Origin of the sequence: Streptomyces nitrosporeus, from assembly GCF_008704555.1 — a bacterium.
Taxonomy (GTDB): domain Bacteria; phylum Actinomycetota; class Actinomycetes; order Streptomycetales; family Streptomycetaceae; genus Streptomyces; species Streptomyces nitrosporeus.
Window position 1 is genome coordinate 595,430 of the sequence record NZ_CP023702.1, and the last position, 23,357, is coordinate 618,786.

Annotated in this window: 25 protein-coding genes; 12 read left to right on the forward strand and 13 right to left on the reverse strand. The window is 73.5% G+C overall.

What is annotated here, in order from left to right; all coding sequences use genetic code 11:
- Positions 1-3 precede the first annotated feature (3 nt).
- The 4 genes from CP967_RS02680 to CP967_RS02695 all read right to left on the reverse strand — a co-directional run bounded on the left by CP967_RS02680 (position 4) and on the right by CP967_RS02695 (position 2,455).
- Positions 4-591: a GNAT family N-acetyltransferase gene (locus tag CP967_RS02680; protein WP_150486372.1), complete on the reverse strand. Its 588-nt coding sequence runs from the start codon at positions 589-591 to the stop codon at positions 4-6.
- 74 nt (positions 592-665) lie between these two features.
- Complete coding sequence (locus tag CP967_RS02685; protein WP_150486373.1) at positions 666-1,103, reverse strand: YchJ family protein; 438 nt, start codon at positions 1,101-1,103, stop codon at positions 666-668.
- A gap of 255 nt (positions 1,104-1,358) precedes the next feature.
- Positions 1,359-1,595 (reverse strand): DUF397 domain-containing protein, encoded by a 237-nt coding sequence (locus CP967_RS02690; RefSeq protein ID WP_014049581.1) that lies wholly within the window; start codon positions 1,593-1,595, stop codon positions 1,359-1,361.
- The gene (locus tag CP967_RS02695; protein WP_150486374.1) at positions 1,595-2,455 is read right to left on the reverse strand and encodes a helix-turn-helix domain-containing protein; all 861 of its coding nucleotides are present in this window, start codon (positions 2,453-2,455) and stop codon (positions 1,595-1,597) included. The genes CP967_RS02690 and CP967_RS02695 overlap by 1 nt, the downstream gene beginning before the upstream one ends.
- Positions 2,456-2,660: 205 nt before the next feature.
- Here CP967_RS02695 and CP967_RS02700 point away from each other — a divergent pair, with 205 nt between their 5' ends.
- Together CP967_RS02700 and CP967_RS02705 are read left to right on the forward strand one after the other, a co-directional pair.
- A complete protein-coding gene (locus CP967_RS02700) occupies positions 2,661-3,119 on the forward strand; it encodes an ATP-binding protein (protein WP_150486375.1) in 459 nt (152 codons plus the stop codon).
- On the forward strand, positions 3,113-3,550 hold the full coding sequence (locus CP967_RS02705) for a hypothetical protein (RefSeq protein WP_150486376.1): 438 nt from the start codon (positions 3,113-3,115) through the stop codon (positions 3,548-3,550). Before CP967_RS02700 ends, CP967_RS02705 begins: the two co-directional genes overlap by 7 nt.
- A 51-nt stretch (positions 3,551-3,601) precedes the next feature.
- On the opposite strand, the gene CP967_RS02710 is transcribed toward CP967_RS02705, so the two are convergent.
- The 6 genes from CP967_RS02710 to CP967_RS02735 all read right to left on the reverse strand — a co-directional run bounded on the left by CP967_RS02710 (position 3,602) and on the right by CP967_RS02735 (position 9,713).
- Complete coding sequence (locus CP967_RS02710; protein ID WP_150486377.1) at positions 3,602-4,948, reverse strand: 6-phospho-beta-glucosidase; 1,347 nt, start codon at positions 4,946-4,948, stop codon at positions 3,602-3,604.
- A 159-nt stretch (positions 4,949-5,107) separates the two neighbouring features.
- Positions 5,108-6,619 (reverse strand): cytochrome P450, encoded by a 1,512-nt coding sequence (locus CP967_RS02715; RefSeq protein ID WP_150486378.1) that lies wholly within the window; start codon positions 6,617-6,619, stop codon positions 5,108-5,110.
- 101 nt (positions 6,620-6,720) lie between these two features.
- Positions 6,721-7,335: a GTP-binding protein gene (locus CP967_RS02720; protein ID WP_150486379.1), complete on the reverse strand. Its 615-nt coding sequence runs from the start codon at positions 7,333-7,335 to the stop codon at positions 6,721-6,723.
- Positions 7,316-7,684 carry a DUF742 domain-containing protein gene (locus CP967_RS02725; RefSeq protein ID WP_150486380.1) on the reverse strand — a complete coding sequence of 123 codons (369 nt, stop codon included), beginning with the start codon at positions 7,682-7,684 and terminating at the stop codon, positions 7,316-7,318. Before CP967_RS02725 ends, CP967_RS02720 begins: the two co-directional genes overlap by 20 nt.
- Positions 7,681-8,088 (reverse strand): roadblock/LC7 domain-containing protein, encoded by a 408-nt coding sequence (locus CP967_RS02730; RefSeq protein WP_150486381.1) that lies wholly within the window; start codon positions 8,086-8,088, stop codon positions 7,681-7,683. The genes CP967_RS02725 and CP967_RS02730 overlap by 4 nt, the downstream gene beginning before the upstream one ends.
- Positions 8,085-9,713, reverse strand: coding sequence for a sensor histidine kinase (locus CP967_RS02735; RefSeq protein ID WP_150486382.1), 1,629 nt, complete (start codon positions 9,711-9,713; stop codon positions 8,085-8,087). The genes CP967_RS02730 and CP967_RS02735 overlap by 4 nt, the downstream gene beginning before the upstream one ends.
- Positions 9,714-10,158: 445 nt before the next feature.
- On the opposite strand from CP967_RS02735, the gene CP967_RS02740 reads away from it, so the two are divergent.
- Positions 10,159-11,058 carry an IclR family transcriptional regulator gene (locus CP967_RS02740; RefSeq protein WP_229888601.1) on the forward strand — a complete coding sequence of 300 codons (900 nt, stop codon included), beginning with the start codon at positions 10,159-10,161 and terminating at the stop codon, positions 11,056-11,058.
- A 171-nt stretch (positions 11,059-11,229) separates the two neighbouring features.
- Here the strand turns inward: CP967_RS02740 and CP967_RS02750 are convergent, their stop codons facing one another.
- The 3 genes from CP967_RS02750 to CP967_RS02760 all read right to left on the reverse strand — a co-directional run bounded on the left by CP967_RS02750 (position 11,230) and on the right by CP967_RS02760 (position 14,222).
- Entirely contained in the window at positions 11,230-11,736 is a 507-nt protein-coding gene (locus CP967_RS02750) for a MarR family winged helix-turn-helix transcriptional regulator (RefSeq protein WP_150486383.1), read from the reverse strand.
- Positions 11,733-13,418, reverse strand: a complete 1,686-nt coding sequence (locus CP967_RS02755) for an FUSC family protein (RefSeq protein WP_150491663.1) — start codon at positions 13,416-13,418, stop codon at positions 11,733-11,735. Before CP967_RS02755 ends, CP967_RS02750 begins: the two co-directional genes overlap by 4 nt.
- Positions 13,419-13,733: 315 nt before the next feature.
- Entirely contained in the window at positions 13,734-14,222 is a 489-nt protein-coding gene (locus CP967_RS02760) for a MarR family winged helix-turn-helix transcriptional regulator (protein WP_150486384.1), read from the reverse strand.
- A 203-nt stretch (positions 14,223-14,425) separates the two neighbouring features.
- On the opposite strand from CP967_RS02760, the gene pcaH reads away from it, so the two are divergent.
- The 9 genes from pcaH to CP967_RS02805 all read left to right on the forward strand — a co-directional run bounded on the left by pcaH (position 14,426) and on the right by CP967_RS02805 (position 23,323).
- Positions 14,426-15,193: a protocatechuate 3,4-dioxygenase subunit beta gene (gene pcaH / locus CP967_RS02765; RefSeq protein ID WP_150486385.1), complete on the forward strand. Its 768-nt coding sequence runs from the start codon at positions 14,426-14,428 to the stop codon at positions 15,191-15,193.
- Entirely contained in the window at positions 15,193-15,780 is a 588-nt protein-coding gene (gene pcaG / locus CP967_RS02770) for a protocatechuate 3,4-dioxygenase subunit alpha (protein WP_150486386.1), read from the forward strand. The genes pcaH and pcaG overlap by 1 nt, the downstream gene beginning before the upstream one ends.
- Entirely contained in the window at positions 15,780-17,108 is a 1,329-nt protein-coding gene (pcaB, locus tag CP967_RS02775) for a 3-carboxy-cis,cis-muconate cycloisomerase (protein ID WP_150486387.1), read from the forward strand. The genes pcaG and pcaB overlap by 1 nt, the downstream gene beginning before the upstream one ends.
- The gene (gene pcaDC / locus CP967_RS02780; RefSeq protein ID WP_150486388.1) at positions 17,105-18,280 is read left to right on the forward strand and encodes a bifunctional 3-oxoadipate enol-lactonase/4-carboxymuconolactone decarboxylase PcaDC; all 1,176 of its coding nucleotides are present in this window, start codon (positions 17,105-17,107) and stop codon (positions 18,278-18,280) included. Before pcaB ends, pcaDC begins: the two co-directional genes overlap by 4 nt.
- A gap of 268 nt (positions 18,281-18,548) precedes the next feature.
- Entirely contained in the window at positions 18,549-18,995 is a 447-nt protein-coding gene (locus tag CP967_RS02785; RefSeq protein WP_150486389.1) for a hypothetical protein, read from the forward strand.
- 127 nt (positions 18,996-19,122) lie between these two features.
- A complete protein-coding gene (locus tag CP967_RS02790) occupies positions 19,123-19,773 on the forward strand; it encodes a DUF3105 domain-containing protein (RefSeq protein WP_150486390.1) in 651 nt (216 codons plus the stop codon).
- Positions 19,774-19,853: 80 nt separating this feature from the next.
- Complete coding sequence (locus CP967_RS02795; RefSeq protein ID WP_373300444.1) at positions 19,854-20,411, forward strand: DUF305 domain-containing protein; 558 nt, start codon at positions 19,854-19,856, stop codon at positions 20,409-20,411.
- 199 nt (positions 20,412-20,610) lie between these two features.
- Entirely contained in the window at positions 20,611-21,930 is a 1,320-nt protein-coding gene (locus CP967_RS02800) for a phytase (protein ID WP_150486392.1), read from the forward strand.
- 133 nt (positions 21,931-22,063) lie between these two features.
- Positions 22,064-23,323, forward strand: coding sequence for an ROK family protein (locus tag CP967_RS02805; protein ID WP_150486393.1), 1,260 nt, complete (start codon positions 22,064-22,066; stop codon positions 23,321-23,323).
- Positions 23,324-23,357 lie beyond the last annotated feature (34 nt).

Below are 23,357 nucleotides of genomic sequence, written 5' to 3' on the forward strand. Positions count from 1 at the left end.
GGTTCACAGCTCCCAGGACCGGGGGCGGTCCAGGGCCTCCCACTCCGGGCGGAGCAGCGAGAGGACCGCGTTGTCGTAGCGACGGCCCCGGTGCATGCAGGACGAGCGGCGGACACCCTCCCGGACGAAGCCCGACGCGGCGAGCACCGCGAGGGCGGCGGTGTTGCCGGTGTGGGTGAAGGCCTCGACACGGTGCATCGGGAGTTCGCCGAAGGCCAGGTCGGTGAGGGCGTCGAGGGCGGCCGTCCCGTATCCGCGGCGGCGGTGTGCGGGGTCCAGCATCAGACAGGCCTCGGCGGTGCCTTCCGAGAGCTGCTGGCCGGTCAGGGCCGCGAGTCCGATCGGCGTGCCGTGCGGGTCGAGGACGAGGAAGTCGTCGCGGTCGGTATCGCCGAGGTGGCGCTCGACACGCTCGCGCAGATCGTGGAGGGAGCCGGGCCAGACGCCGGTCTCGTGGGCCGCCACCGGGTCCGAGCGCCAGCGGTGGACGAGCTCGGCGTCCTCGATCTCCAGCGGGGTGAACGTCAGGCCGTCCCGGCCGCGCCAGCAGGGGTTGCGTGGGGTGTCCGGTTCGGCCGTGTCCTGGTCCATGCGCGGATCGTACGAGGCCGTGGGCGCGGTGGCCCACCGGTTTTCGGGTGCCGCCTCCCTCCCCCGGCGGGCCCTCAGTCGGCGAAGACCGCCGTCGTGTACACCCAGGCGCCGTCGTGGCGGGCGAACCGGCTCTGCTCGTGGAGGGAGCCGGGGGCGGCGCCGTGGGTGAAGTGGGCGCGGAAGGTGACGGTTCCGGTGGTGTGGAAGGGGCTGCCCTCGGTGGTGCCGAGGATCTCCAGACCCGTCCAGCGGGTGCCGGGGTCCAGGTCGAGGGTGGCCGGACGGGTGTCCGGGTGCCAGGTGCGCAGCAGATAGGCGGGGTCCTGGACGGCGAAGGCCGCGTACCGCGAGCGCATCAGCGCCTCGCAGGTCGGGGCGGTCCGGCCACCGGCGTGGAAGCGGCCGCAGCAGTCGGCGTAGGAGGCGGGCAGGCCGCACGGGCAGGGCGAGTCCGCGGTGGTGCGGCGGGCGGGGGCCGGCCGGTGCGGGCGGGAGGCGCGTCGTGACATGGGGCCATTGTCCCGCGTGCCGGCGGGCCGGGGTCCCGTGGCGTCCGGGGGTGGTCCGTCGGCTCCTCCGCGGACACCGGGGACAGAGGCCGCGGCCGGTGTACTCCTGCGGCAGGCCGGCCCGGGCCCGGCGGGGCGGGAGCCGGCCGGCGCGTCCGGGGCGGGCTGCCGGAGACCGGGGGGCGCGGAGGCGGATCAGATCAGGCAGGTCAGGCGGGCGGGCAGGCAGGTCGGGTCAGGTCAGGTCAGGTCAGGTCAGGTCAGCAGGAAATCGGCCTGTCCTGCCTTGGCACCCTGGATGAAGGCGGCGATCTCGCCGTTGGAGTAGATGAGCGCGGGGCCGTCGGGGTCCGCGGACTGGCGGACCGCCACCCTGCCGTCGGCCAGCTTCATGGCCTCGATGCAGTTGCCCCCGTTACCACCGCTCCACGGCTTGTACCAGCCTTCGGTGCCGAGATCGGCGGCCGGCATGCCGTTGTATATGTGGTTCATCACAGCTCCTTGCGGAAATCCCGGAGGATCTCCTTCGTGCGTTGTGCAGTCGCGGCCTGGGCCGCCATGCGGTCCATGACCTCGAGGTAGGAAGCCACCTCCGGGCGCGCGTCGAAGTAGACGGCACCGGTCAGGTACTCGCTGTAGACCATGTCGGGCAGTTCGGGGACGGAGAAGCGGAAGAGGACGAACGGCCCGTAGGTGCCCGGGTGGTGCCCTGTGGCGAACTCCGCGATCTGCAGGGTGACATGGTTCATGTCCGTGGCGTCGAGCAGTCTGTCGATCTGCGCCCGCATGATCCCGGGACTGCCGACGGGGCGGCGCAGGACGGTCTCGTCCATCACCACCCACAGCTTCGGCGCCTCGTCCTTGGTGAGCAGCGACTGCCGCTCCATCCGCAGCGCCACATGGCGCTCGATGTCCTCGGGACGGGTCTGGCCGACCGCGCCGGTACGCATGACGGAGCGCGCGTAGTCCTCGGTCTGGAGGAGGCCGGGGACGAAGTGCGGTTCGTACATACGCAGCAGACTGGCCGCGCCCTCCAGGCTGACGTACATGCTGAACCAGTCGGGCAGCACGTCGTGGAAGCGCTGCCACCAGCCCGGCTTGTTGGCCTCCTCGGCGAGTTCGACGAAGGCGTCCGTCTCGGCGTCCGTGATGCCGTAGGCCTTCAGGAGGAGCTGGACGTAGGGGATCTTCAGCCCGACCTCCGCGGTCTCCATCCTGCGTATCGTCCCGGGGGCGACGCGGAGAACCTTGGAGGCCTGGTCACGGTTCAGGCCGGCGCGCTCCCGCAGGTCCTGCAGGCGCTTGCCCAGAACGACCTGGCCCACGGTCGGGGCGGACCGCGGTTCGCTCACTTCAGACCTCCCGATGCGCTGTATCCGAGCAGTGTGCCATGCCGGCCGACAGAGGAGAACTGCCACTCTGGATTTTTCAGAGTGCCTCTTGCCAAGTGTTCTTGTCAGGGGGAGAGTTGCTCCGTGAACCCGTTCACGTGGTTGCCACTGCCTTGTTCCGTGACAGTGCGAAGCGTGACGCAGCCCCCACTGTGAGGAATCGGTCGTGGCACCTGGCAGTGCGCTCATCCCCCGGCTCGCGGACACCGGCGCCGGGACGGCAGCGCTCCGTTATCGCTTCGCGCTGCCGGCACGGCCCGGGTCCGTCGCGGACGCGCGGCAGTTGACCCGGGCGCGGCTGAGGGAGTGGCGGCTGGACGCCGACACCTGCGACTCCGCGGTCCTCATCGTGTCCGAACTGGTCACCAACGCGGTGGTGCACACGGCCAGCGCGCAGGTCGTGTGCGAACTGGAGCGCTCCGGGGGCGCCCTGCGGATATCGGTGCGCGACCAGGGCCACCAGCCCGGCGGCCCGCGGATCTCGCCGTCCGCGGACGACGAGCACGGGCGCGGTCTGCTCCTCGTGGACTCGCTGAGCGCGGCCTGGGGTTCGCACGACGCGGGGGACGCGTCCGGGAGAGTGGTCTGGGCGCGGCTGGTTTGGGACCCGGAGGCGGCATGCTGAGGCACGCGCTGGCCCATTTCCTCGGGGCACGCCGTTTCCGCCCGGTGGAGGAGCCGGGCGGCGGCCGGGTCCGGCTGTCGCTGCCGCCCGCCCTGACGACGAGTCTGGGCTGCGACGCGGTGGGGGTGCCCGCCCGGTACGGCTTCCGGCTGATGTCGCACCTTCCGCGCGCGGGGTGCGTGTTCGCCGACGCGGACCAGTGGTGGTGGATCGTCCCCTCGGGTTCGGACCTCGACCTGAACTGGCCGGAGCAGGTCTCGTACGCCGCCGGGGCCGTCGTTCCGGCGGGACGGCCGCGGCTGATCCACACGCCCGAGAGCCGTACACCGTACACCCCGCCGATCCCGCTCTACCTCATGGTGTGCCAGGTCACCGGTGTGGCGCCGTCGTGGACGCCGTCCGGGCGCCCGAGAGCGGTCCCCGCGCCCTGACACCCGGTGGCCGGGGCGCGGCCCGGCCACCGGGTGCGGTGTCCCGGCGGTTCAGGGCCGGTGGAGGTAGGCGAGTTGGGGGTGTGCCTCCCGGTAGCCGTCGACCAGCCGGCGGGCCACCGTGACGGAGTCGACCAGCGGGTGCAGGGCGAAGGCGCGTACGGCCGCCGCCCGGGAGCCGCTCTCCGCCGCCTCCAGCACGGCGCGCTCCACGGCCTTGACCGCGGTGACCAGCCCCACCGCGTGGTACGGCAGCGGGTCGACGGCGACCGGGTGGGCACCGTTGGCGTCGACGAGGCAGGGCACCTCGATGACCGCGTCCGCGTCGAGGACCGGGAGGGTGCCCCCGTTGCGCACGTCGAGGATCAGCGAGGTGCGTTCGTCGCGGGCCACGGCCCGCATCAGGGCGAGCGCGACGTCCTCGTAACCGCCCGGTTCCAGGTCGCTCTCCTCCCGCTCCCCCGCGCCGGCCACGTCACGGTTCTCCGCCATGTAGGTGGCCTCGCGTTCCGCGCGGGTGCGGTCCCAGGTGGCGAGGGCCGGAGTGGCGGGATCCTTCATCCGGGCGTAGAAGCCCTCCTGCTGGTCGCGCAGGAAGGCTCCTCTGGTCCGCTCCGCCTCCTGGTAGGCGCGGACCGCCTCCCGGTTGAAGTAGTAGTAGTGCAGGTACTCGTTGGGGACCGCGCCCAGGGAGCGCAGCCAGTCCGCACCGAAGAGACGGCCCTCCTCGAAGGAGCCGAGGAGGACCGGGTCGGCCAGCAGCCGGGGCAGTTCGTCGCGGCCGTCGACGTACAGCCCGCGTACCCAGCCCAGGTGGTTGAGGCCGACGTAGTCGATCCGGGCACGGCCGGGGTCGGCGCCGAGGGTACGGGCGATGCGGCGGCCGAGGCCGACCGGGGAGTCGCAGATCCCGATGACCCGGTCGCCGAGGTGGCGCGACATCGCCTCGGTGACCAGCCCTGCCGGGTTGGTGAAGTTGATGACCCAGGCGTCCGGGGCGGTCTCGGCGATCCGCCGGGCGAGCCGGTCCGCGACGGGCACGGTACGCAGCCCGTAGGCGATGCCGCCCGCTCCGACGGTCTCCTGGCCGAGTACGCCCTCGTCGAGGGCGACGCGTTCGTCCGCGGCACGGCCGTCGAGGCCGCCCACCCTGATCGCGGAGAAGACGAAGTCGGCACCCCGCAGGGCCTCGTCGAGATCGCCGGTGGCCACGACGGCCGGGGCGTCGGCGACGCCTTCGGCCTGCTCGGCCAGGACCCGGGCGACGGCCGCGAGCCGGTCCTGGTCCGTGTCGTACAGGGTCACCCGGGAGACGCGGCCCTCGGCGTGATCATCGAGCAGGGCCCTGTACACGAGGGGCACCCGGAATCCGCCACCGCCAAGAATAGTCAGCTTCACGCTGCTCGATGGTACGGGGCGGGCACCGCGTCGGCAGTGCTCCGTGTGCCCGGGAGAGCCGGCCGCGGGTGTTCCGGGGGGCGGAGGAAGGACGGGCGGCGGCCCGCACGCACAGGCCGTGCGCCGGCCGCCGCCCGCTTCACCGGGACGCGGGTGCCGTCACTGGCCGCTCCACCAGCGGGTCACGGACTGCCAGAGCCTGGCGGGGCCGCTGCGCTGCGCGGGTACCGCCGGCGTCGCGGGGGCGGCGGGCCCGGTCTTCGGTGTCACCGCGCGGGCGTGGCCCCGTGCCGGGGCGGCGGGGTTCCCGGTCCGGGCCGAGGAGGAGATCTCCCAGTCGGTCCGGGCGCGCGGCGGGGCCGCCAGCGGGTCGGCGTCGATCTCCTGCTGCGGGGCGGGGGCGAACTTCACCGGGAGCTCCACCAGGTGACGGGACATGATGTTGCCCACCCAGCTCAGTTCGCTCTCCGGGATCGCGAGCTCCAGATCGGGCAGCCGCATCAGCAGGGCGTCGACGCCCACGTCCGCGATGGCCCGGCCGATGTCCTGGCCGGGGCATTCGTGCGGGCCGCCGCTGAAGGCCAGATGGGCGCGGTTGCCCTCCATGCCGGCGGTGAGGTCGGGGCGTACCGCCGGGTCGGTGTTGGCGGCGGCGATACCGACCAGGAGGGCGTCGCCCGCCTTGATCTGCTGGCCGCCGAGTTCGGTGTCGCCGACCGCCCAGCGGCCGAAGACGGCGGTGAAGGGCGGTTCGTCCCAGAGGGTCTGCTCCACCGCCTCCGGCACCGTCATGTGGCCGCCGCTGAGCCGGGCGCGGAAGCGGGGGTCGGTCAGCACCATCCGCAGGACGTTGGCGATGAGGTTGGCGGTGGACTCGTAGGCGGCGATGAGGATGAGCCGCAGGTGTTCGGCGACCTCCACGTCGGTCAGGCCCGCGGGGTGGCTGACGAGCCATCCGGTGAAGTCGTCCTCGGGGGTGGCCCGCCGCCGTTCGACCAGCCGGGTCAGCGCGGCGACGACGTAGGCGTTGGACTCCACCGCGGTCGCGGTGCCGCGGATCATGTCGCGGGCGGCCTGGACCATCCGGTCGTTGTACTCCTCGGGCATGCCGAAGATCGCGCACATCACCATCATGGGCAGGTGCTCGGCGAACTGGCCGACCAGTTCGGCGGTGCCCTTCCGGCAGAAGTCGTTGACGAGCCGGTTGCTGAAGCGGTTGACGTGCCGGCGGACACCGCGGGTGTCGATCCGCTCCATGCTGTCGGTGACGGCTCCGCGCAGGCGTTCGTGGGCGTCACCGTCGGCGAAGGCGCAGACGGGCTGCCAGGTGAAGATCGGCGCGAGGGGGTGGTCGGGGCCGACGGACCCGTCCTGCAGGGCGCGCCAGCGCCGGGAGTCGCGGGAGAACTGCGAGGGCGTCCTGGTCATGTGGAGGTTCTCGCTGTGTCCGAGGACCAGCCAGGCGGGGACGTCGCCGTGCAGCAGGACCGGTGCCACCGTGCCGTGCTCGGCGCGGAGCTTCGCGTAGAGGCCGGCGGGGTCGTTCTCGGCCTCGGGGCCGTAGTACCGGCGCAGCCCGCCCGGCCCGGCGCCCATGGCGTGGGCGGGGCACCCGGGGGGAGGCACGGGTCCCGCGAAGGATCCGGGTTCGTGGTGGAAGGGGGTTGTCACAACAGCTCCAGATATCGGGCTTTCCGGGGGACAGGGGATCGGACGGGGTGCGCGCGGGGGGAGGCTCCCGGCGGGGGACGCGGGACGTACGCGCACCCTCGTCAGCCGAGCGGCACGGCGATCCTGTGCAGATAGCGCATCAGCGTCATCAGCACATCGCGGCTGGACGTTCGCAGCCGCGCGTCGCAGTCGATGATCGGCACCGCCTCGGGCAGGTCGAGGGCGTCCCGGAGCGCCTCGGTGGGGTGGTGGGGGGCGTCGGGGAAGGTGTTGACGGCGACGACGAAGGGCACGCCGCGCTCCTCCAGCCTGCCGATCACGTCGAAGCTGACCTGCAGCCGCCGGGTGTCGATGAGGACGACGGCTCCGAGCGCTCCTTCGAACAGTCCGTTCCACAGGAACCAGAAGCGTTCCTGGCCGGGGGTTCCGAACAGGTAGAGGATCAGTTCCTCGCTGAGGCTGATCCTGCCGAAGTCCATGGCGACGGTGGTGGAGGTCTTGTTCTCCACCCCGGCGTTGTCGTCCACGCCCACGCCGGCCTGGGTCATGGTCTCTTCGGTCGTCAGGGGCCGGATCTCGCTCACCGAGCCGACCATGGTCGTCTTGCCGACCCCGAACCCCCCGACGATGACGACCTTCACCGCGGCCGTGGCCGTGGTGGGCAGGACGTCCTCGCTCCGGGGGCCCGTGATCGTGTCAGAGTTTCTGAAGTCCATGCATCACCGCTTCGAGAAGGGACCGGTCCGGCAGCGTGGCGCGCACGATCGGTGCGCGGGATTCGACCAGTTCGGTCGCCAGGAGTTCCGTGAGGAGCGAGGTGACCACGCTGAAGGGCAGGCTGAGGTAGGCGGAGATCTCGGCGACCGACAGCGGTGCCTTGCAGAGCCGCAGGATCGCGGCCTGCTCGGGCTGGATCGTGGGCGAGGCCTCGGCCTGTGCCACGACCATCGTGACCAGGTCGAGCGCGGCCCGCTCGCCGTCGTGGTCGCCGGTGATCACATACAACCGTTCCGGATCACTGAGTTCCGGATCGGCTTTTCTGCGTTCTCGTCGGGGAGCACTCATCCGGCCTGCCCGTCATGGCGCGGAGGGCTCGTCAGGTGGGCGCCGATCCGGACGACCATGTCCCGCATACGGGCTCCGACGAGTCCGGCGTCGACCGTCTCCCCGGCCAGTACCGCGAGGTAGGCACCGGTGCCGGCGGCCATCAGGTAGAAGAACCCGCCGGTGACCTCGATGACGACGAGCTTCATCTGCCCGTCGCTGTAAGGGATCTCGGTGGCGACGGCGGCGGCCAGGCTCTGGAGCCCGGCGCAGGCGGCCGCGAGGCGGTCGGCGACGTCGGGGTCACCGCCGTGGCGGGCGATACGCAGCCCGTCGGCGGAGAGCACCACGATCTGGTGGATGCTCGGTACGTCGTCGGCCAGTTCCTTGAGCATCCAGTCCATGTTTCCCCGCTGCTGGATCACTTCTGATCTCCCTTGTCCCACGCGTCGTCGGAGTCTTCGCCGTTCTTCTGTTCCCTGGGCACACCGTTGACGGCCTGGGTGAATGCCTCCAGCCAGAGTCCGGGCGGGGTGTCACCGCCACCGGGCTGCCCGCCGTTGTGCGGGCCCCGCACCGCGGGGGCCTCGGCGGGCGGAGCGGCCTGCTGCGGGAGGTTGTGCGAACCGAGCGGGGCACGGCCGCGGCTGCGGCGCTGCGGGAGGCCGCCGGCGGTCCACTCGGTGACCACGATCTCCTCGTCGTCCAGGGCGGACGCGGGGGCCGCGTGCCGTGCGGAGGACGCGAGCGGCGCGGGCGCGGCGGGAACGGCCGAGGGGACGGGTCCCGTCGCGGCGGGGCGGGCCTTGCGCTTGCCCGGCGGCGGGACGACGTGCTGCATCTGCGACATGTCGAGCGAACTCTGGGGCCGCGAGGTGGCGCCGATGCCGTGGGCGATGCCGGGGGCCGGGCCGGTGGTGATCATGTCGCGCGGGACGATGAGCACGGCGCGTACCCCGCCGTACGCGGACTGCCGCAGGGAGACCTGGAGCTGGTACATCCGGGAGAGGCGGCCGACCACGGCCATACCGAGGCGGGGGGACTCGCCGAGGTCGTTCATGTTGATGCCGGCCTGGGCCTGGGCGAGCATGTTCTCCGCCCGTGCGCGGGCCTCTTCGCTGAGGCTGACGCCGCCGTCCTCGATCTCGATGGCGATGCCGGTCTGCACCTCGACCGCGGTGACGTGCACCCGGGTCTGCGGCGGGGAGTAGCGGGTGGCGTTGTCGAGGAGTTCGGCGCAGGCGTGGATGAGCGGTTCGACCGCGGTGCCGACGATGGCGACCTTGGAGATCGAGTGCAGGTCCACGCGCTGGTACTCGAGGATCCGGGACATCGCGCCGCGCAGCACGCTGAACAGGGGGACGGGCTTGGGCCACTGACGGCTGGGGCGGGCTCCGCCGAGTACGGCGATGGAGTCGGCGAGCCGCCCGATCAGGGCGGTGCCGTGGTCGATGCGGAGCAGGTCGTCGAAGACCTCGGGGTTGCGCCCGTGGTGCTCCTCCATCTCCCGGAGCTCGCTCGCCTGGCGGTGGACGATCGCCTGGACCCGGCGGGCGACGCTGACGAAGGCGCGCTGCGCGGAGTCACGCATGGCCTCCTCGTTGTCGACGATGTCCAAGACCTGCAGGACGAGGGCGCGCTGGGCCTTGGGGAGGTTGCGGTAGGTCTCGTCGGCGTCGACGATGTCGCGCATCACCTCCTGCGGGGAGTTGCTGGCGCGCAGCCGCCGGATGGCGGTGGGCAGGAGTTCCTTGGTGAGCCGCACGGTCTCCTGGTCGTAGGCGGCGATGCGGTGTTCCAGGAAGGCGATGCGCTGTTCGTACTCGGCGCGCTGGACGCCCATCGCGCGGCGCCGGCGGTTGAGTGCGACGGCGAGCGTCGCGACCACGGCGGTGGCGATCGCACCGCACCAGAGCACCGCGGCCCGGGCGCCTCCGCCGGTCGCCACAGCGGCGGCCGCGGTGGCGCCGGCCATCAGGACGACGGGCAGCAGGGCAGCACGGACGACGGGGATGTCTCTTTTTGTCGGCGGTGATTCAACACGAGCCATCTAAAACCCTCTGGCTGTTGATTCGGCAGGTATTCGGGAGGTACACGCACCTGCACGGGCAAGCCGGGACAAGTGCTCGATTTCATATCAACTCGGCTTCACTGTGAGTGAGCCTAACCAGATGAGAACAGGGCTTCGGCATATTCGCCCAACCCCCTGCGCGAGGGCCGTGGCGGTAATACACTCACCAGTTTTCGCACTCAGCGCTTCCGATCGTGTGCGGTGCGTGAGGGAGGGGCGGAATCATCAGAAAGCAGACCCGAGTGTCCCGCAGCACGGGACAATGCGCCGGTGCGCCGACCGTGCCTCCGCAGGGGAGGTTTCCAGGAAGGAGGGGGATTAACTCGCATATTCAAACGAGTACTTGACGCATGTGCGATTAATCGTGCACCGCAGAACGGGACAAACGCACATGCGATCGAATCGGATCGAAAGGGGCAGAATCGTGATCGACGAACAACCGTACGAGCGCATGCCGGCGGAGGTGGAACAGGTCCGCCGGAGTGGCGGGCGTGCGGGTTCACGGTCCGGAGGGCGTGGTTACACGATCGAGTCACTGGACACGGGGCTGCGGCTGATGCAGCTGTTCCTCGTCCTGGACACCGTCACCGTGAGCGAGGCGGCCGGCCGGCTGGGCATCGGCCGCTCCACCGCGCACCGGGTGCTCAGCACGCTGGAGGGGCGGGGCTTCGCCGTCCGCGACCCGTCGGGGCGTGGCTACGAGGCCGGGCCCGGACTGCTGCGGCTGGGGCGTCCCGCGGGGCTCGGGACCACGGCACGGGCGCAGCTGGCCGCCGTACTGGACGACGCGGCACGGCGGACCGGGGAGACGGTGGAGTGTGCGGCGCTGGTCGGGGGGCTGGTCCTGGTCACCGACGGCCGCGAGTCGGCCCGGCCGGTGCGGGTGACGCTGGAGACGGACCGGGTGGCGCCCGCGTACGCGACGGCGGCGGGCAAGGTACTGCTGTCGCGGCTGACCGCCGATCAGGTCCGGGAACTGTATCCGCGGGAGGACCTGCCGCCGCTGACCCCCCGCACCCTGGTCTCCCGGGCAAAGCTGCTGGAGGAGCTGGCGGAGGTCCGGGAACTCGGCAGGGCCTTCAGCCGGGGCGAGTTCGCACCGGGCCTCCACGCGGTCGCGGTGCCCCTGCCGGGAGCGGGCCGCCGGAACCGGATGGCGCTGAGCGCCTCCGCCCCGGCCGACCGGGGCGACGACGCGGCGCTGGCCGAACGGGCCGGGCAGCTTTGGCAGTCGGCCGCCCGGCCGGCCGCGGTCCCGGCCCAGGACCGTCCGCGCGCGCCGGGGGGCCAGGGAGGCCAGGGGAGCCGAGGAGGCCCCGGATGAGGGGCGAGGCTCGGGCGCGGCACCGCATCACGTCCCGCCCGCGCCCCGTCACGCCCCGCCGCACCCCGTCACGCCCGCCGCGTCCAGCCCGCGTTCCGGGCCGGGCCGGGGCCGGGTGCCGGGCCGGGGCCGGGTGCCGGGCCGGGCGCCGGGCCGACGCCCGGCGCCGGGTCAGCGCCGGGACCCGCCGAGGCGGCCTTCCAGCTGGATCAGCAGGTCGCTGAGGTGGGCGCCCAGTTCCGTGCGGCTTCGCTCGTCGAGGCCGGAGAGCACCGACCGTTCGTAGGCGAGCTGGGCGGGCAGCAGCCGGTCCACCAGGGCGCGGCCCTCCTCGGTCAGCTGGAGGTAGGCGACCCTGCGGTCCCGTACGTCGCTGCGGCGGGCGATCAGGCCGCGTTCCTGGAGGGCGCGGAGCCGTTTGGTGACGGCGGCCCCCGAGGAGAAGGTGTCGCGGGCCAGCTCTCCGGGGGTCAGTTCCCGGTCGTTGCGCCGCATCGCGCCGAGCAGGTCGAATTCGGCGCGGGTCAGTCCGGCGCCGCGCAGGGGCGCGTCCTCGGCCTGCTGGAGGAGGGCCGCGCAGCGGTTGATACGGCCGATGAGCTCCATCGGCCCGGTGTCCAGTTCCGGGTTGACGGCCTGCCACTGCCGTACCACCGCTGCCACGATGTCGTCGGTCACACCGCTCCGTTCGAAGGGGGCAGGGTGATCAGTCCCTGCCGCTGTGCTGTCGCCGCGAGCGTACGGTGCGCCGCCTGCTCGGCCGCGAGCATGTCCTCCTCGGGCAGTGCCCGCTGCCACCACTCCCCCGACGCGACGTCGCTCGCGTCCCGCAGTTCGACGAGGCCGGCGGTCAGGCGCCTGCGCGCCGTTTCGAGCGCCAGGGCGTCGGGGGCCGGTTCGGCCAGGAGCCGTTCGGCGCGGGCGCGGGCCTCCTCCGTCGCGGCGATGGCCTTCTCGACCCGGCCGCCGGCCCGCCGGTTGGGCACGGCGAACACCGCGAGCAGGCCGAGGGCCGCGCCGACGAGGGTGTCCAGGGCGCGGTCGCTGATGAGTTCCCAGGCGGGGTGGGTGCCGGAGAACTCCAGGACGAGCAGGGCGAGCGGGGTGACCGCGACGGAGCCGAGCCAGTAGTTGCGGGTGATGAGGGCTTCGGCGGCGAAGTTGAAGAAGAGCACGCACAGGACGAGGGCGAGCGGGCTGATCCGCGCGGCGGGGATGACGGCGGCGAAGACCAGGACCCCGACGAGGTTGCCGAACACCCGCTGGAGGGCCCGGCTCCAGGACAGGGTGAGATTGGGCTGGTAGACGGACGCGGCGGTGACGAGGGCCCAGTAGGGCCGCCCCACGCCGAGTCCGGCGGACACGTAGCCGGCCAGGGCGCAGCCGATGAGCGTACGGACGGCGACGGGCAGGACCGGGGAGCTGGGGCTGATCGCGCGCAGCAGCCGGAGCCGGGCCTCACGCCGGCCGCGCCGGTTGCGCTGTCCGGACCGCTCCGCATCGATACCGAAGAGCTGTTCGACGGTGCCGGGGGCCGGCGGCGGGTCGGGTACGGGGCCGCGGCCCCGGGTCCGCGCCGCCCAGTCGGCGAGCTGCCCGGGGCCGGCGTCCCGGGGGCCGCCGGCGGAGACGGCGGCGAGGGCCCGCTCGGCATGGACGACCAGGCGTTCGAGCCGCTGCCGGTCGGGGGTGGGACGGCCGGCGGCGAGGAGCGACTGCCAGGCTCCCTGGACTGCCGCCGCCGCGGCGTGCCGGGTGCGGGGGCCGGGGTCGGCGGCGTACGCGGCGGCGGCGTCGAGGGCGCGTGCGGTGGCCCGGCGCTCGGGCCCCTCCCTGCGCCACAGCGCGGGCCCGGCGGTGACCAGCCAGGAGAACGCCCCGGCCGCGAGGGCGAGCGCCAGGTGCCCGGGGATCTGCCCCGGCTCCTGGGGGACGAACAGCGCGGCGGAGCTGACGAAGGTGAAGATGACGTTGCCGGGCGGCCCGATGCGGCTGGCGTCGCAGAAGGTCTTCTGGACCGCCGCGAGAACCGCGCCGACGGCGATCAGTACGGCGGTCGAGTCGGTGAACGCGGCGGTGGCCAGGGAGACGGCGAGGCCCGCGACCATGCCCAGGACGACCCGCAGCACGGTGTGGACCCGGCGGGCGTACGGCAGGTTGTGGCCGTAGAGCGCGCAGAGCGAACCGGCCATCGTGTACATCACGAGGTCGAGCCGGTCGAGGGAGTACAGCAGCAGGTTCGGTGCCCCGGAGGCGACGACCACGCTCAGCGCGGGCTTGTACCAGGTCTCCGCGGGGCTCCTCAGCCGGAGGGTGCCGCTCACCGGCAGTCTGGGGGCGGACGGCTTCCGGGGTCGCATGGCTGTATCACTCACTCAATTACGTTAACAGGTATTACACACGTAAAACACTCACGAAGCATCTGCCCGCTCCGCGGCACCACGGCGCACTTCTCCCGGTGGGCGCCGATCCGGCCGGGCCGTCCCGGAACACCGCCGGTCACGGCACCAGCATGCTGCACAGAGGCACCTGAAAGTGATCCATGACTCGCTCAAGGCGAAAACACCCGGAGCACCGACCCGGGCGGCGGTTTCCAGGGGGTCGGAGCTCCGGGAGCCAGGGCTTCGGGGTCCAGGACTCCGAAACCCTGGCTTCCGGCCCGCCGGGGCCCGGCCTCAGCCGGCGCCGGGGCCCGGCGCCCCGTCCGGGGTCCGGGAGGGCTGGGCCGGGGAGCGCAGGGCCTCGGCCGCGTCCGACACCCGGTGCAGCAGGTCGAACAGCACTCGCTGCTCGCTGTCGGAGAGGGGGCCGAGGAAGACCTGGTTCATCCGGGTCGTGCGCAGCGCCAGTCTGCGATGGGCGCGTTCGCCCTCGTCGGTCAGGCGCAGCAGCCAGCGCCGTCCGTCGTCCGGATCGCGCGCCTTGTCCAGCAGCTCCCGGCGCAGCAGCCGGGTGACCACCTCGGCGATCGTGGAGCGGTCGAGCCCGACCCGCTCCCCCACCGTCCGCTGGTCCAGGCCGGGCTCCGCGGTCAGCGCGTTGAGCACGGCGAACTGGGGCGAGGTGATCTCCTCGGAGACCATCGAGTTCCACAGCAGATGGTGCGCCTGCTGGAGGCGCCGGGCCAGATGCCCGGGGTGGGTGCTCAGATCGACCGCCGGCACGGCACCGTCCTCTCCGTCCCCGGCCGGACCCCGGCCGGGCCCTGCCCGATGAGTTGCACAGTGTACTGAGGGTCTTGACCTCACGGCCGCTGCTGGATAGCTTCACAGCCATCGGCATTTACTCAGTGCACTGAGCATTACGCGTCACGCGGCCTCCGCACCGAGCACGACCGGCCGATCCGCCCCCTTTCCGGAGCCGTGAGATGAGCAGATATCCACTCCCCGACGGTCTGAGCCAGCAGCAGATCGACACCGCGGTGGCCGAGGCGCAGGCCGCCGCCCAGCCCGGCGCCCACCATCCGCCGCGCGACTACCCGCCCTACCGCAGCAGCCACTACCGCCACCCGCACCGGCCGCTGATACCGGTGCGCGATCCGGAGGCGGTCGAACTCTCGGGGCCCGCCTTCGGGGTCACCGACGTCACCGCGCTGGACCGCGACCTCACCGCGCAGCACGCCGGTGAGCCGCTGGGCGAGCGCATCACCGTCAGCGGCCGGGTGCTGGACCGGGCGGGCCGGCCGGTGCGCGGTCAGCTGGTCGAGGTGTGGCAGGCCAACTCCTCGGGGCGGTACGCCCACCAGCTCGACCGGCACCCGGCTCCGCTCGACCCGAACTTCACCGGTTTCGGGCGCTGCCTGACCGACGACGACGGGGCCTACTCCTTCACCACGGTCAAGCCGGGCCCTTACCCGTGGCGCAACCACGTCAACGCCTGGCGTCCCGCGCACATCCACTTCTCGCTGTTCGGCACGGCCTTCAGCCAGCGGCTGGTGACGCAGATGTACTTCCCCGGCGACCCCCTCCTCCCGTACGACCCGGTGCTCCGCTCGGTGACGGACGAGGCCGCCCGGCAGCGGCTCGTCTCGGCGTACGACCACGACCTGTCCGTGCCCGAGTGGTCGCTCGGCTACCGCTGGGACATCGTCCTGGACGGTCCGGCGGCCACCCTGACCGAGGAAGGCGACGCCTGATGTCCCTCCCCCTTGCCCCGACCCCGTCGCAGACCGTGGGCCCGTTCTACGGATACGCCCTGCCCTTCGCGGGCGGCGGCGAGATCGCCCCGGCCGGCCACCCCGGCACCGTCACCGTGCACGGCCTCGTCCTCGACGGGCAGGGCGCGCCGGTACCGGACGCCCTGCTGGAGATCTGGCAGCCCGCGCCGGACGGTTCGCGCTCCGGACACCCCGGAACGCTGCGCCGTGACCCGGTGACCGGCCGGGTGACCGGACGCGACGGTGTGCGCTTCACCGGTTTCGGCCGGGTGCCGACCGACGCCGACGGGCACTGGGCGGTGCGTACGCTGCGGCCGGGCGGCGCGCCCTACCTCTGTGTCGCCGTGTTCGCCCGGGGCCTGGTGCACCACCTCTTCACCCGTGTCTACCTGCCCGACCTGCTGGACCTCCCGGACGGGGACACGCCGGGAGGCGACCCGCTGCTGGACTCGCTGGACGCCGGACGGCGCGCCACACTGGTCGCGACCCCCACGGACCCGCGCACCTACCGCTTCGACATCCGCCTCCAGGGCGACGGCGAGACGGTCTTCCTGGAGTTCAGCTGATGCACGAGAGCGACGCCGGTCTGCTCGCCCCCGGGCGGGCCGGCTCCCCCGCCGAGGAGTCCACCGGTGACCACGCCTTCCTCCAGGCCCTGCTGGACGCCGAGGCGGCGCTGACCCGCGCGCAGTCGGCCACCGGGGCCGCCCCGGCGTCCGCGGGCCGGGCGGTCACGGACGCGGCGCGGGCCGGGCGTTTCGACATCCGTGAACTGGCGCTCGCGGCACGTTCGGGCGGCAACCCGGTGATCCCCCTGGTCGCGGCGCTCGGCGCGGCGGTCGAGGAGGACGTGCGCCCGTACGTCCACCGGGGGGCGACCAGCCAGGACATCATGGACACGGCCACGATGCTGGTGGCGTCCCGGACCCTGGCTCCGGTCCTGGAGGACCTGGAGCGGACGGCCGGCGCGCTGGCGCGCCTGGCCGCCGGGCACCGTGACACGCCGATGCCGGGCCGCACCCTCACCCAGCACGCCGTGCCGACCACCTTCGGGCTGAAGGCGGCGGGCTGGCGCTCGCTGGTGCTCGACGCCCGGGACCGGCTGGCCGCGGTACGCGGCGCGCTCCCCGCCCAGCTCGGCGGCGCCGCGGGGACGATGGCCGCCTTCGGTACGGAGGCGGACGGCGCGGCGGGGCTGCCCCTGGCCGCCGCGTACGCGGCCGAGCTGGGGCTGGCGGAACCGCCACTGCCCTGGCACACCCTGCGGACCCCCGTGGTGGACCTGGCCGGCGCGCTCGCGTTCACCGCGGTCGCGCTGGGCAAGGCGGCGGCCGACGTCCTCACCCTGTCCCGCACGGAGATCGCCGAGGTCGCCGAGGGTACGGGCGGGGGCTCGTCGGCGATGCCGCACAAGGCGAACCCCGTACGGGCCACGCTGATCGCCGCCGCGGCCGGGCGCGCCCCGCTGCTGGCCGCCACGCTCTACGGCGCGGCCGTCGCCGGGGACGAGCGCCCCGCCGGCGCCTGGCACTCCGAATGGGAGCCGCTGCGCGACCTGCTGAGGCTCGCCGGAGGGGCCGCCCGGAACGCCGTCGCGCTGATGGAGGGCCTCCGGGTCGATCCGGAGGCGATGCGGGCCCAGCTGGCCCGCACCGGCGGGCTGATCGTCTCGGAGCGGCTGGTGGCCGTCGCCGGGGCCCGGGTGGGCCGCGCCCGCGCGAAGGAGATCCTCACCGGGGCCGCCGCACGGTCCCGGGAGACGGGCGCGGCGCTCGCGGACGTACTCGCCGGGGAGCCGGCCTTCGACGGCCTGGATCTCGCCGCGCTCACCGACCCCGCCCGGTACACCGGTTGTGCCGGGCCGCTCACCGACCGTGCCCTGGAGCGCCGTTGACCACCTCATCCGCCCGTCTGCACCACCGCTGCGAGGGACCGGCCGCCGCGCCGCCGCTGCTGCTCGGCCCGTCCCTGGGGACTTCCACCGCCCTCTGGGACGGCGTCGCCCCCGAACTCGCCGCGTCCCACCGGGTCGTGCGGTGGGACCTGCCCGGCCACGGCGGGTCGCCCGCGGAGCTGATCGGGCCCGGGGCGGACGTCGCGGACCTGGCCGCTCTGGTGCTGGAGCTCGCCGACTCGCTGTCCCTGGACCGCTTCTCGTACGCCGGGGTCTCGCTCGGCGGCGCCGTGGGCCTCTGGCTCGCCGTCCACCATCCGCAACGGGTGGAGCGGCTGGCGGTGGTGTGCTCCTCCGCCCGGTTCGGCGACCCGGGCCCCTGGCGCGAGCGGGCGGAGCTGGTGCGGGCCCGTGGGACCGGGCCGGTGGCCGAGGGGGCGGCGGCCCGCTGGTTCACTCCCGGGTTCACGGCTCCCGAACTGCTGGACGACCTGCTGGGTGCCGACCCCGCGGCCTACGCGGCCTGCTGCGACGCCCTGGCCTCCTACGACCTCAGGGACCGGCTGTCCTCGGTACGCGCGCCGACGCTGGTGATCGCGGGGCGCGAGGACCCGGCGACGCCTCCGGCGCACTCCCGGCAGATCGCCGACGGGGTGCCCGGCGCCGCCCTGGTGGAACTCCCGCACGCCTCCCACCTGGCCCCCGCCGAACGCCCGCAGGCCGTGCGGGAGGCGCTGGGGGCGCATTTCGCGGCACGGCGCGGCGCGGACACCGGGCCGGGCCACGAGGGGAGGGCGAGCGGTACGGCGGTGCGCCGGGAGGTCCTCGGCGACGCGCACGTGGACCGGGCGCAGGCGGGGACGACCGCGTTCACCGCGCCGTTCCAGGAGTTCATCACCCGCTACGCCTGGGGGGAGGTCTGGACCGACCCCACGCTGCCCCGGCGCGAGCGCAGCCTGATCACCCTGACGGCGCTGGTCGCCCACGGTCATCTCGACGAACTGGCGATGCACGTCCGCGCGGCGGTCCGCAACGGGCTCACACCGGCGGAGATCGGCGCGGCGCTGTTGCAGACGGGGGTCTACTGCGGGGTGCCCGCGGCGAATTCGGCGTTCAAGGTCGCGGAACGGGTGCTGGAGGAGATCGCGGAGAGCGAGCGGGCGGAAGAGTAGCGGGAACGGCGGAGGGAGGAAAAACGGAAGAGCGGCGGGACGGGGCCGGCCGGGGCGGCGGGCGGCCCTGATCTGGCCGGATCCAGCCGTTCCCCGCCCCGGGTGGGTGCGCCCGGCCCACCGCCCGCCGTCCCGGTGGCGCAGCAGGTGAGAGGCGCTGTACGGGTCCGGTTGCCGGCCTGCGGCCCGGTGCGGCCGCGCGGTCGTCGGGGCGCGCCATCCCGCCAACTTGCAGCCGGTACTCATTGAAACTTCACACACCATTACGATGGCGGCGATGACCGGAACGAGTGTGCGCGCGACAGGGCGGCGGGGCGTTGTCGCCGCCGTTCCGTCCGCCGTGCTGCCCGCCGCGCTGGGCTGGGTGCTGGTCCTGGCCGCCGTGTTCCTCTGCTGCTCGCAGGCCGCGCCGGCCTCACGGGGTGAGGCACAGGCCGCCGCCGCGGTCCGGGTCTTCACCCCGGCGCCCACCGCCGCCGCGGTCGTCGTGGCCGACGCCCCTGGCGACCGGGGGCCGGGGAGTTCCTGCCACGGCGCCACGGACCACTCCTCGTCCGCCGTCCTCCCCGGCCCCACGGCTCCGGTGGCCCTTCCCTGCGTGACGTCGGCGGGGGCGCCGGCCGGTCCGCTCACCGGTGCCGCGGCCATCCGGGGGCCGTCCGACGAGAGCGCGGACTCCGTCGACCGTCACCGACTCCAGATTCAGCGGATCTAGAAGGACCCGCCGTGCCCCGGCCCGTGTGCCGTGGGGCGGCTCCCGTACGTCCTCATGTCTTTTTCCGACCCATGCACCGCGCGCGTGCCGCCGCGCGTGCGTTCCGCCGAATCCGAGGATCCCCGAGATGGCTTCCGCCAAGAACCCGAACAGCAACGCCGCCGCGCGCCGCGCCAAACTGGACGAGGCCCGCCGCAAGGAGCGGGCCCGTGAGCGCCGCAGCCGTATCGTCACCATCACCGCCGCCGTCGCCGTGGTCGCCGGCCTCGTCGTCGGAGGCGGCTATCTGATGAACGCCGCCGACGAGCAGGACAAGGCCGAGGAGCAGGCGAAGACCTCGCCGGTCACCGGCGAACGGTCCTGGGACGACCTCACCCAGGAGCACGTCGAGACGCCCGTCGACTACCCGATGAACCCGCCCGTCGGCGGTGACCACAACCCGGTCTGGATGAACTGTGACGCCGACGTGTACACCGACCCGATACCGAACGAGAACGCCGTCCACTCCCTGGAGCACGGCGCCGTGTGGGTCACCTACAACGACAAGGCCTCGGACGCGGACGTCAAGGCGCTCGGCGAGCGCGTCGGGAAGACGCCGTACTCCCTGATGAGCCCCGTGCCCGACCAGAAGGACCCGCTGGTCCTCAGCGCGTGGGGCAAGCAGGTCACGGTGGACAGCGCCACGGACAAGCGTGTCGCGCAGTTCTTCACGAAGTACGTGCAGGGACCGCAGACACCCGAGCCGGGTGCCGCGTGCAGCGGTGGGGTGGCCGGGTGACCGCGGGCGTGCGCGCTCCCCGTTCGCTGGTGGCGGCGGGAGTCGTGGTGTTCCTGGTGGCTGCGGGGCTGGTGCTGCTGATGGTCGTACGGCCGTCGGAGGCGTCCCCCTCCGGTGCCGGAGCCCCGGCCCCCGCCGAGAGTTCGGCGGACGTGGGGTTCGCCCGTGACATGTCGGTCCACCATCAGCAGGCGGTGGAGATGTCGTTCGTCGTACGGGACCGCACGGCGGACGAGTCGGTGCGCCGGCTCGCGTACGACATCATCAACACCCAGGCCAACCAGCGGGGGATGATGCTGGGCTGGCTGGAGTCCTGGGGCCGGCCGAAGAGTTCGGAGCGGCCCCCGATGGAGTGGATGGGGCACTCCGTCACCGCGAAGGACGGCTCCCTGATGCCGGGCATGGCCACCGACACCGAGATGGCCGGGCTCCGCGCGGCGAAGGGGGTGGACGCCGAGGTGCTGTTCCTGCGGCTGATGACGGTCCATCACCGGGCGGGGGCCGACATGGCCCGCGCGGCACAGGCCGAGGCGGGGACGGACCTCGTCCGGAACCTGGCGGCGGGCATGGTCTGGGGCCAGGAGTCGGAGATCTCCCTGATGACCGGCATGCTGAAGGACCGGGGCGCACGGCCGTAGCGGGAAGGGGAGGCGGTACCGGACCGGTGCCGCCTCCCGGACCCCGCGCCGGGTCCGTTCCGCACCTGTACCGCGTCCGCCCCGCGCTCGCTCCGGCGACGCGAATTCACCCGGAGCCCATGTCCTCCTCACCCGGCCGACACCGGGGCATCCCTCTTCCGCCCGAGACTTCCTGTCGAGTCATGAACATGTCCCTCTGATGACAGGAAGCCTCGTGCGTCTGCACCGCTCCTCCCGCCTGACGGCGTCCGCTCTCCTCGGTACGGCGCTGATGACCCTCGTACCGCTCTCCCCCGCCCACGCCCGGACGCTGCCCGCCGTCGGCGCCACCGCCGAGACGGCGGCGCTGTACGACGACGAGGCGGGCGGCAACGCCGACGCGGACGATCCGGCGATCTGGCGCAACGACGCCGACCCGGAGCGCAGTCTGGTCGTGGCCACCGCGAAGGAGGGCGGGCTGCGGGTCTACGGCCTGGACGCCTCCCTGGTCCAGTCGATACCCGCGCCGGCCGCCCCGTCCGAGGACGACGCCCCGGGCCGGTTCAACAACGTGGACCTGGTCACCGGCCTGCGTACGCCCTCGGGCCGCGCCGACGTGGCCGTGGTCAGCGACCGGGGCAGCGACCGGCTGAGGATCTACCGCATAGACCCGTCCCGTCCCGGACGGCCGCTGACCGACGTCACGGACCCGGCCGCCGCCCCGGTGTTCTCCGCCGGCCAGGAGGAGGTCAACGAGCAGAGCACCGTCTACGGTCTGGCGACCTGGCAGGACCGCCGCAGCGGTCGCTCGTACGCGCTCGTCAGCCGCCGCGACGCGACCGAGCTGGCCCTCCTGGAACTGCTCCCGAACGCCTCCGGCACCGTCGGCTACCGCACGGTGCGCACCCTCGCCCTCCCGTCGTCCTTCCGCCTGCCGGACGGCACGTCCTGGACCCCCTGCGGGGAGCCGGGCGAGCTGCCGCAGGTCGAGGGCATGGTCGTAGACCCGGCGAACGGTGTGCTCTACGCCGGCCAGGAGGACGTCGGCATCTGGCGGATCCCCGCCACCCTTGACGGCCGCGCCACCCTGATCGACAAGGTCCGCGAGTACGGCGTCCCGGGGACCTACGACCCCGGGACCGAGGAGTGCGTCCCGGGCGCCGACCCCGGTTTCGGCGGCAAGCGCCTCGCGGCCGACGTGGAGGGCCTCACCCTCTTCCAGGAGCCGGACGGGGACGGCTATCTGATGGCGTCCAGCCAGGGTGACGACACCTTCGCGCTGTACGACCGCGAGGTCTCCGAGCGCAACGAGTACGAGGGCGGCTTCCGGGTCACCGCCGTCTCGGACGACCTCGACGGCAGCGAGGAGTGCGACGGCGCGGCCGTGCTGAACGAGCCGCTGGGCTCGCGCTACCCCGACGGTCTGCTGGTGGTCCAGGACGGGCACGAGACGTCCGCCCCGGGCGCCGGGGACGGCCGGGAGGCGACCGGGTTCAAGTTCGTCGACCTGGGCGCGGTGGTGGACGCGGCCGGCCTGTAGGGGCCGGCCCGGAGGTCCTGTGCCCCGGTACGGCCGGCCTCTCCGGCCGTACCGGGGTCCGCGGTCCGCCCGTACCGGGGTCCGCGGACCGCTCGCGGGGGCCCGCCGGGCATCACATAGGCTCATCGGCGATATGAAGAACTACCTCGCTCCGCTGGGGCCCAAGGCGGACAAGGACACCGTGCGCCGGCACAATCTCAGCCTCGTACTGCGCGCGGTGCGGGAGGAGGGCCCGGCGGCCGAGGCGACCCGGGCCGGGGTCTCGTCCCGGGTCGGGCTCACCCGGGCCGCGGTGTCCTCGCTGGTCGAGCAGTTGATCGCCAGCGGTTTCCTCACCGAGTCGGGCAAGACGTTCAGCGGCCAGGCCGGGCGCCCGGGTACCGCTCTGAAGGTGGCCCGCACCGGGCCCGCCGGACTCGGCGTGGAGATCAACATCGACTACGTGTCGGTGTGTGTGGTGGATCTGGCGGGCACCGGCCGGGTGCGGCAGACCGAGCACCTGGACAACCGGGGCGCGCCGCCCGGAGAGGTCCTGGCCCGGGCGGCCGGGATCGCGGCCCGCACCCTGGACTCGGCCCGGGAGCAGGACCTGTTCCCGGTCGGGGCGGCGCTGGCACTGCCCGGGCTGGTGTCGGGCGGTTCGGTGCGCCAGGCCCCCAACCTGGGCTGGAACCAGGTCCCGGCCGAGGAGGTGTTCGCCGGTGCGCTCGCCGCGCTGCGGCCCGGCGCGGCCGTGCTGCCGGTGCGCTCGGAGAACGAGGCGAACCTCGCGGCCCTGGCCGAACTGTGGTTCGGCGGGCTGGAGGCCGTCCGCAGCTTTCTGTACCTGACCGGTGAGATCGGTGTCGGTGGCGCCCTGGTGCTCGACGGTGAGCTGCTGCGCGGGGCGCACGGGTTCGCCGGGGAGATCGGGCATGTGGTGGTCGACCCAGACGGCCCGGAGTGCCGGTGCGGTTCACGGGGCTGCCTGGAGCAGTACGCGGGGCAGACCGCGCTGCTGCGGGCGGCCGGGATCGACGCGGCCGGCGGCGGGGCGTCCGGGGTGATGGAGCTGGAGCGGCGTGCCCACGCGGGGGACGCGCGGGCCGTCGGGGCCGTGGCCGAGGCGGGCCGGATGCTGGGGCGGGTGCTGTCGGGCGCGGTCAACCTGTTCGACCCGGACGCGGTGGTGCTGGGCGGGATATACCGGCCCCTGATGCCGTGGCTGTCGCCGCCCGCCGACCGGGAGCTGACGGGCCGCGTGGTGTCCGGGCTCTGGTCCGGCGGGAGCGGCCGGCTGCGTGCCTCGTCCGTGGCGGGCGACGCGGCCCGGGGCGCGGCGGCGCTGGTGGTGCAGGACGTACTGGCCGATCCGGCGGCGTACGCGGCCGGATCGGAGCGGCTGGGCGCCTGACGTCAGGTGCCCGCCCCGGGACGGCGCCCGCCCC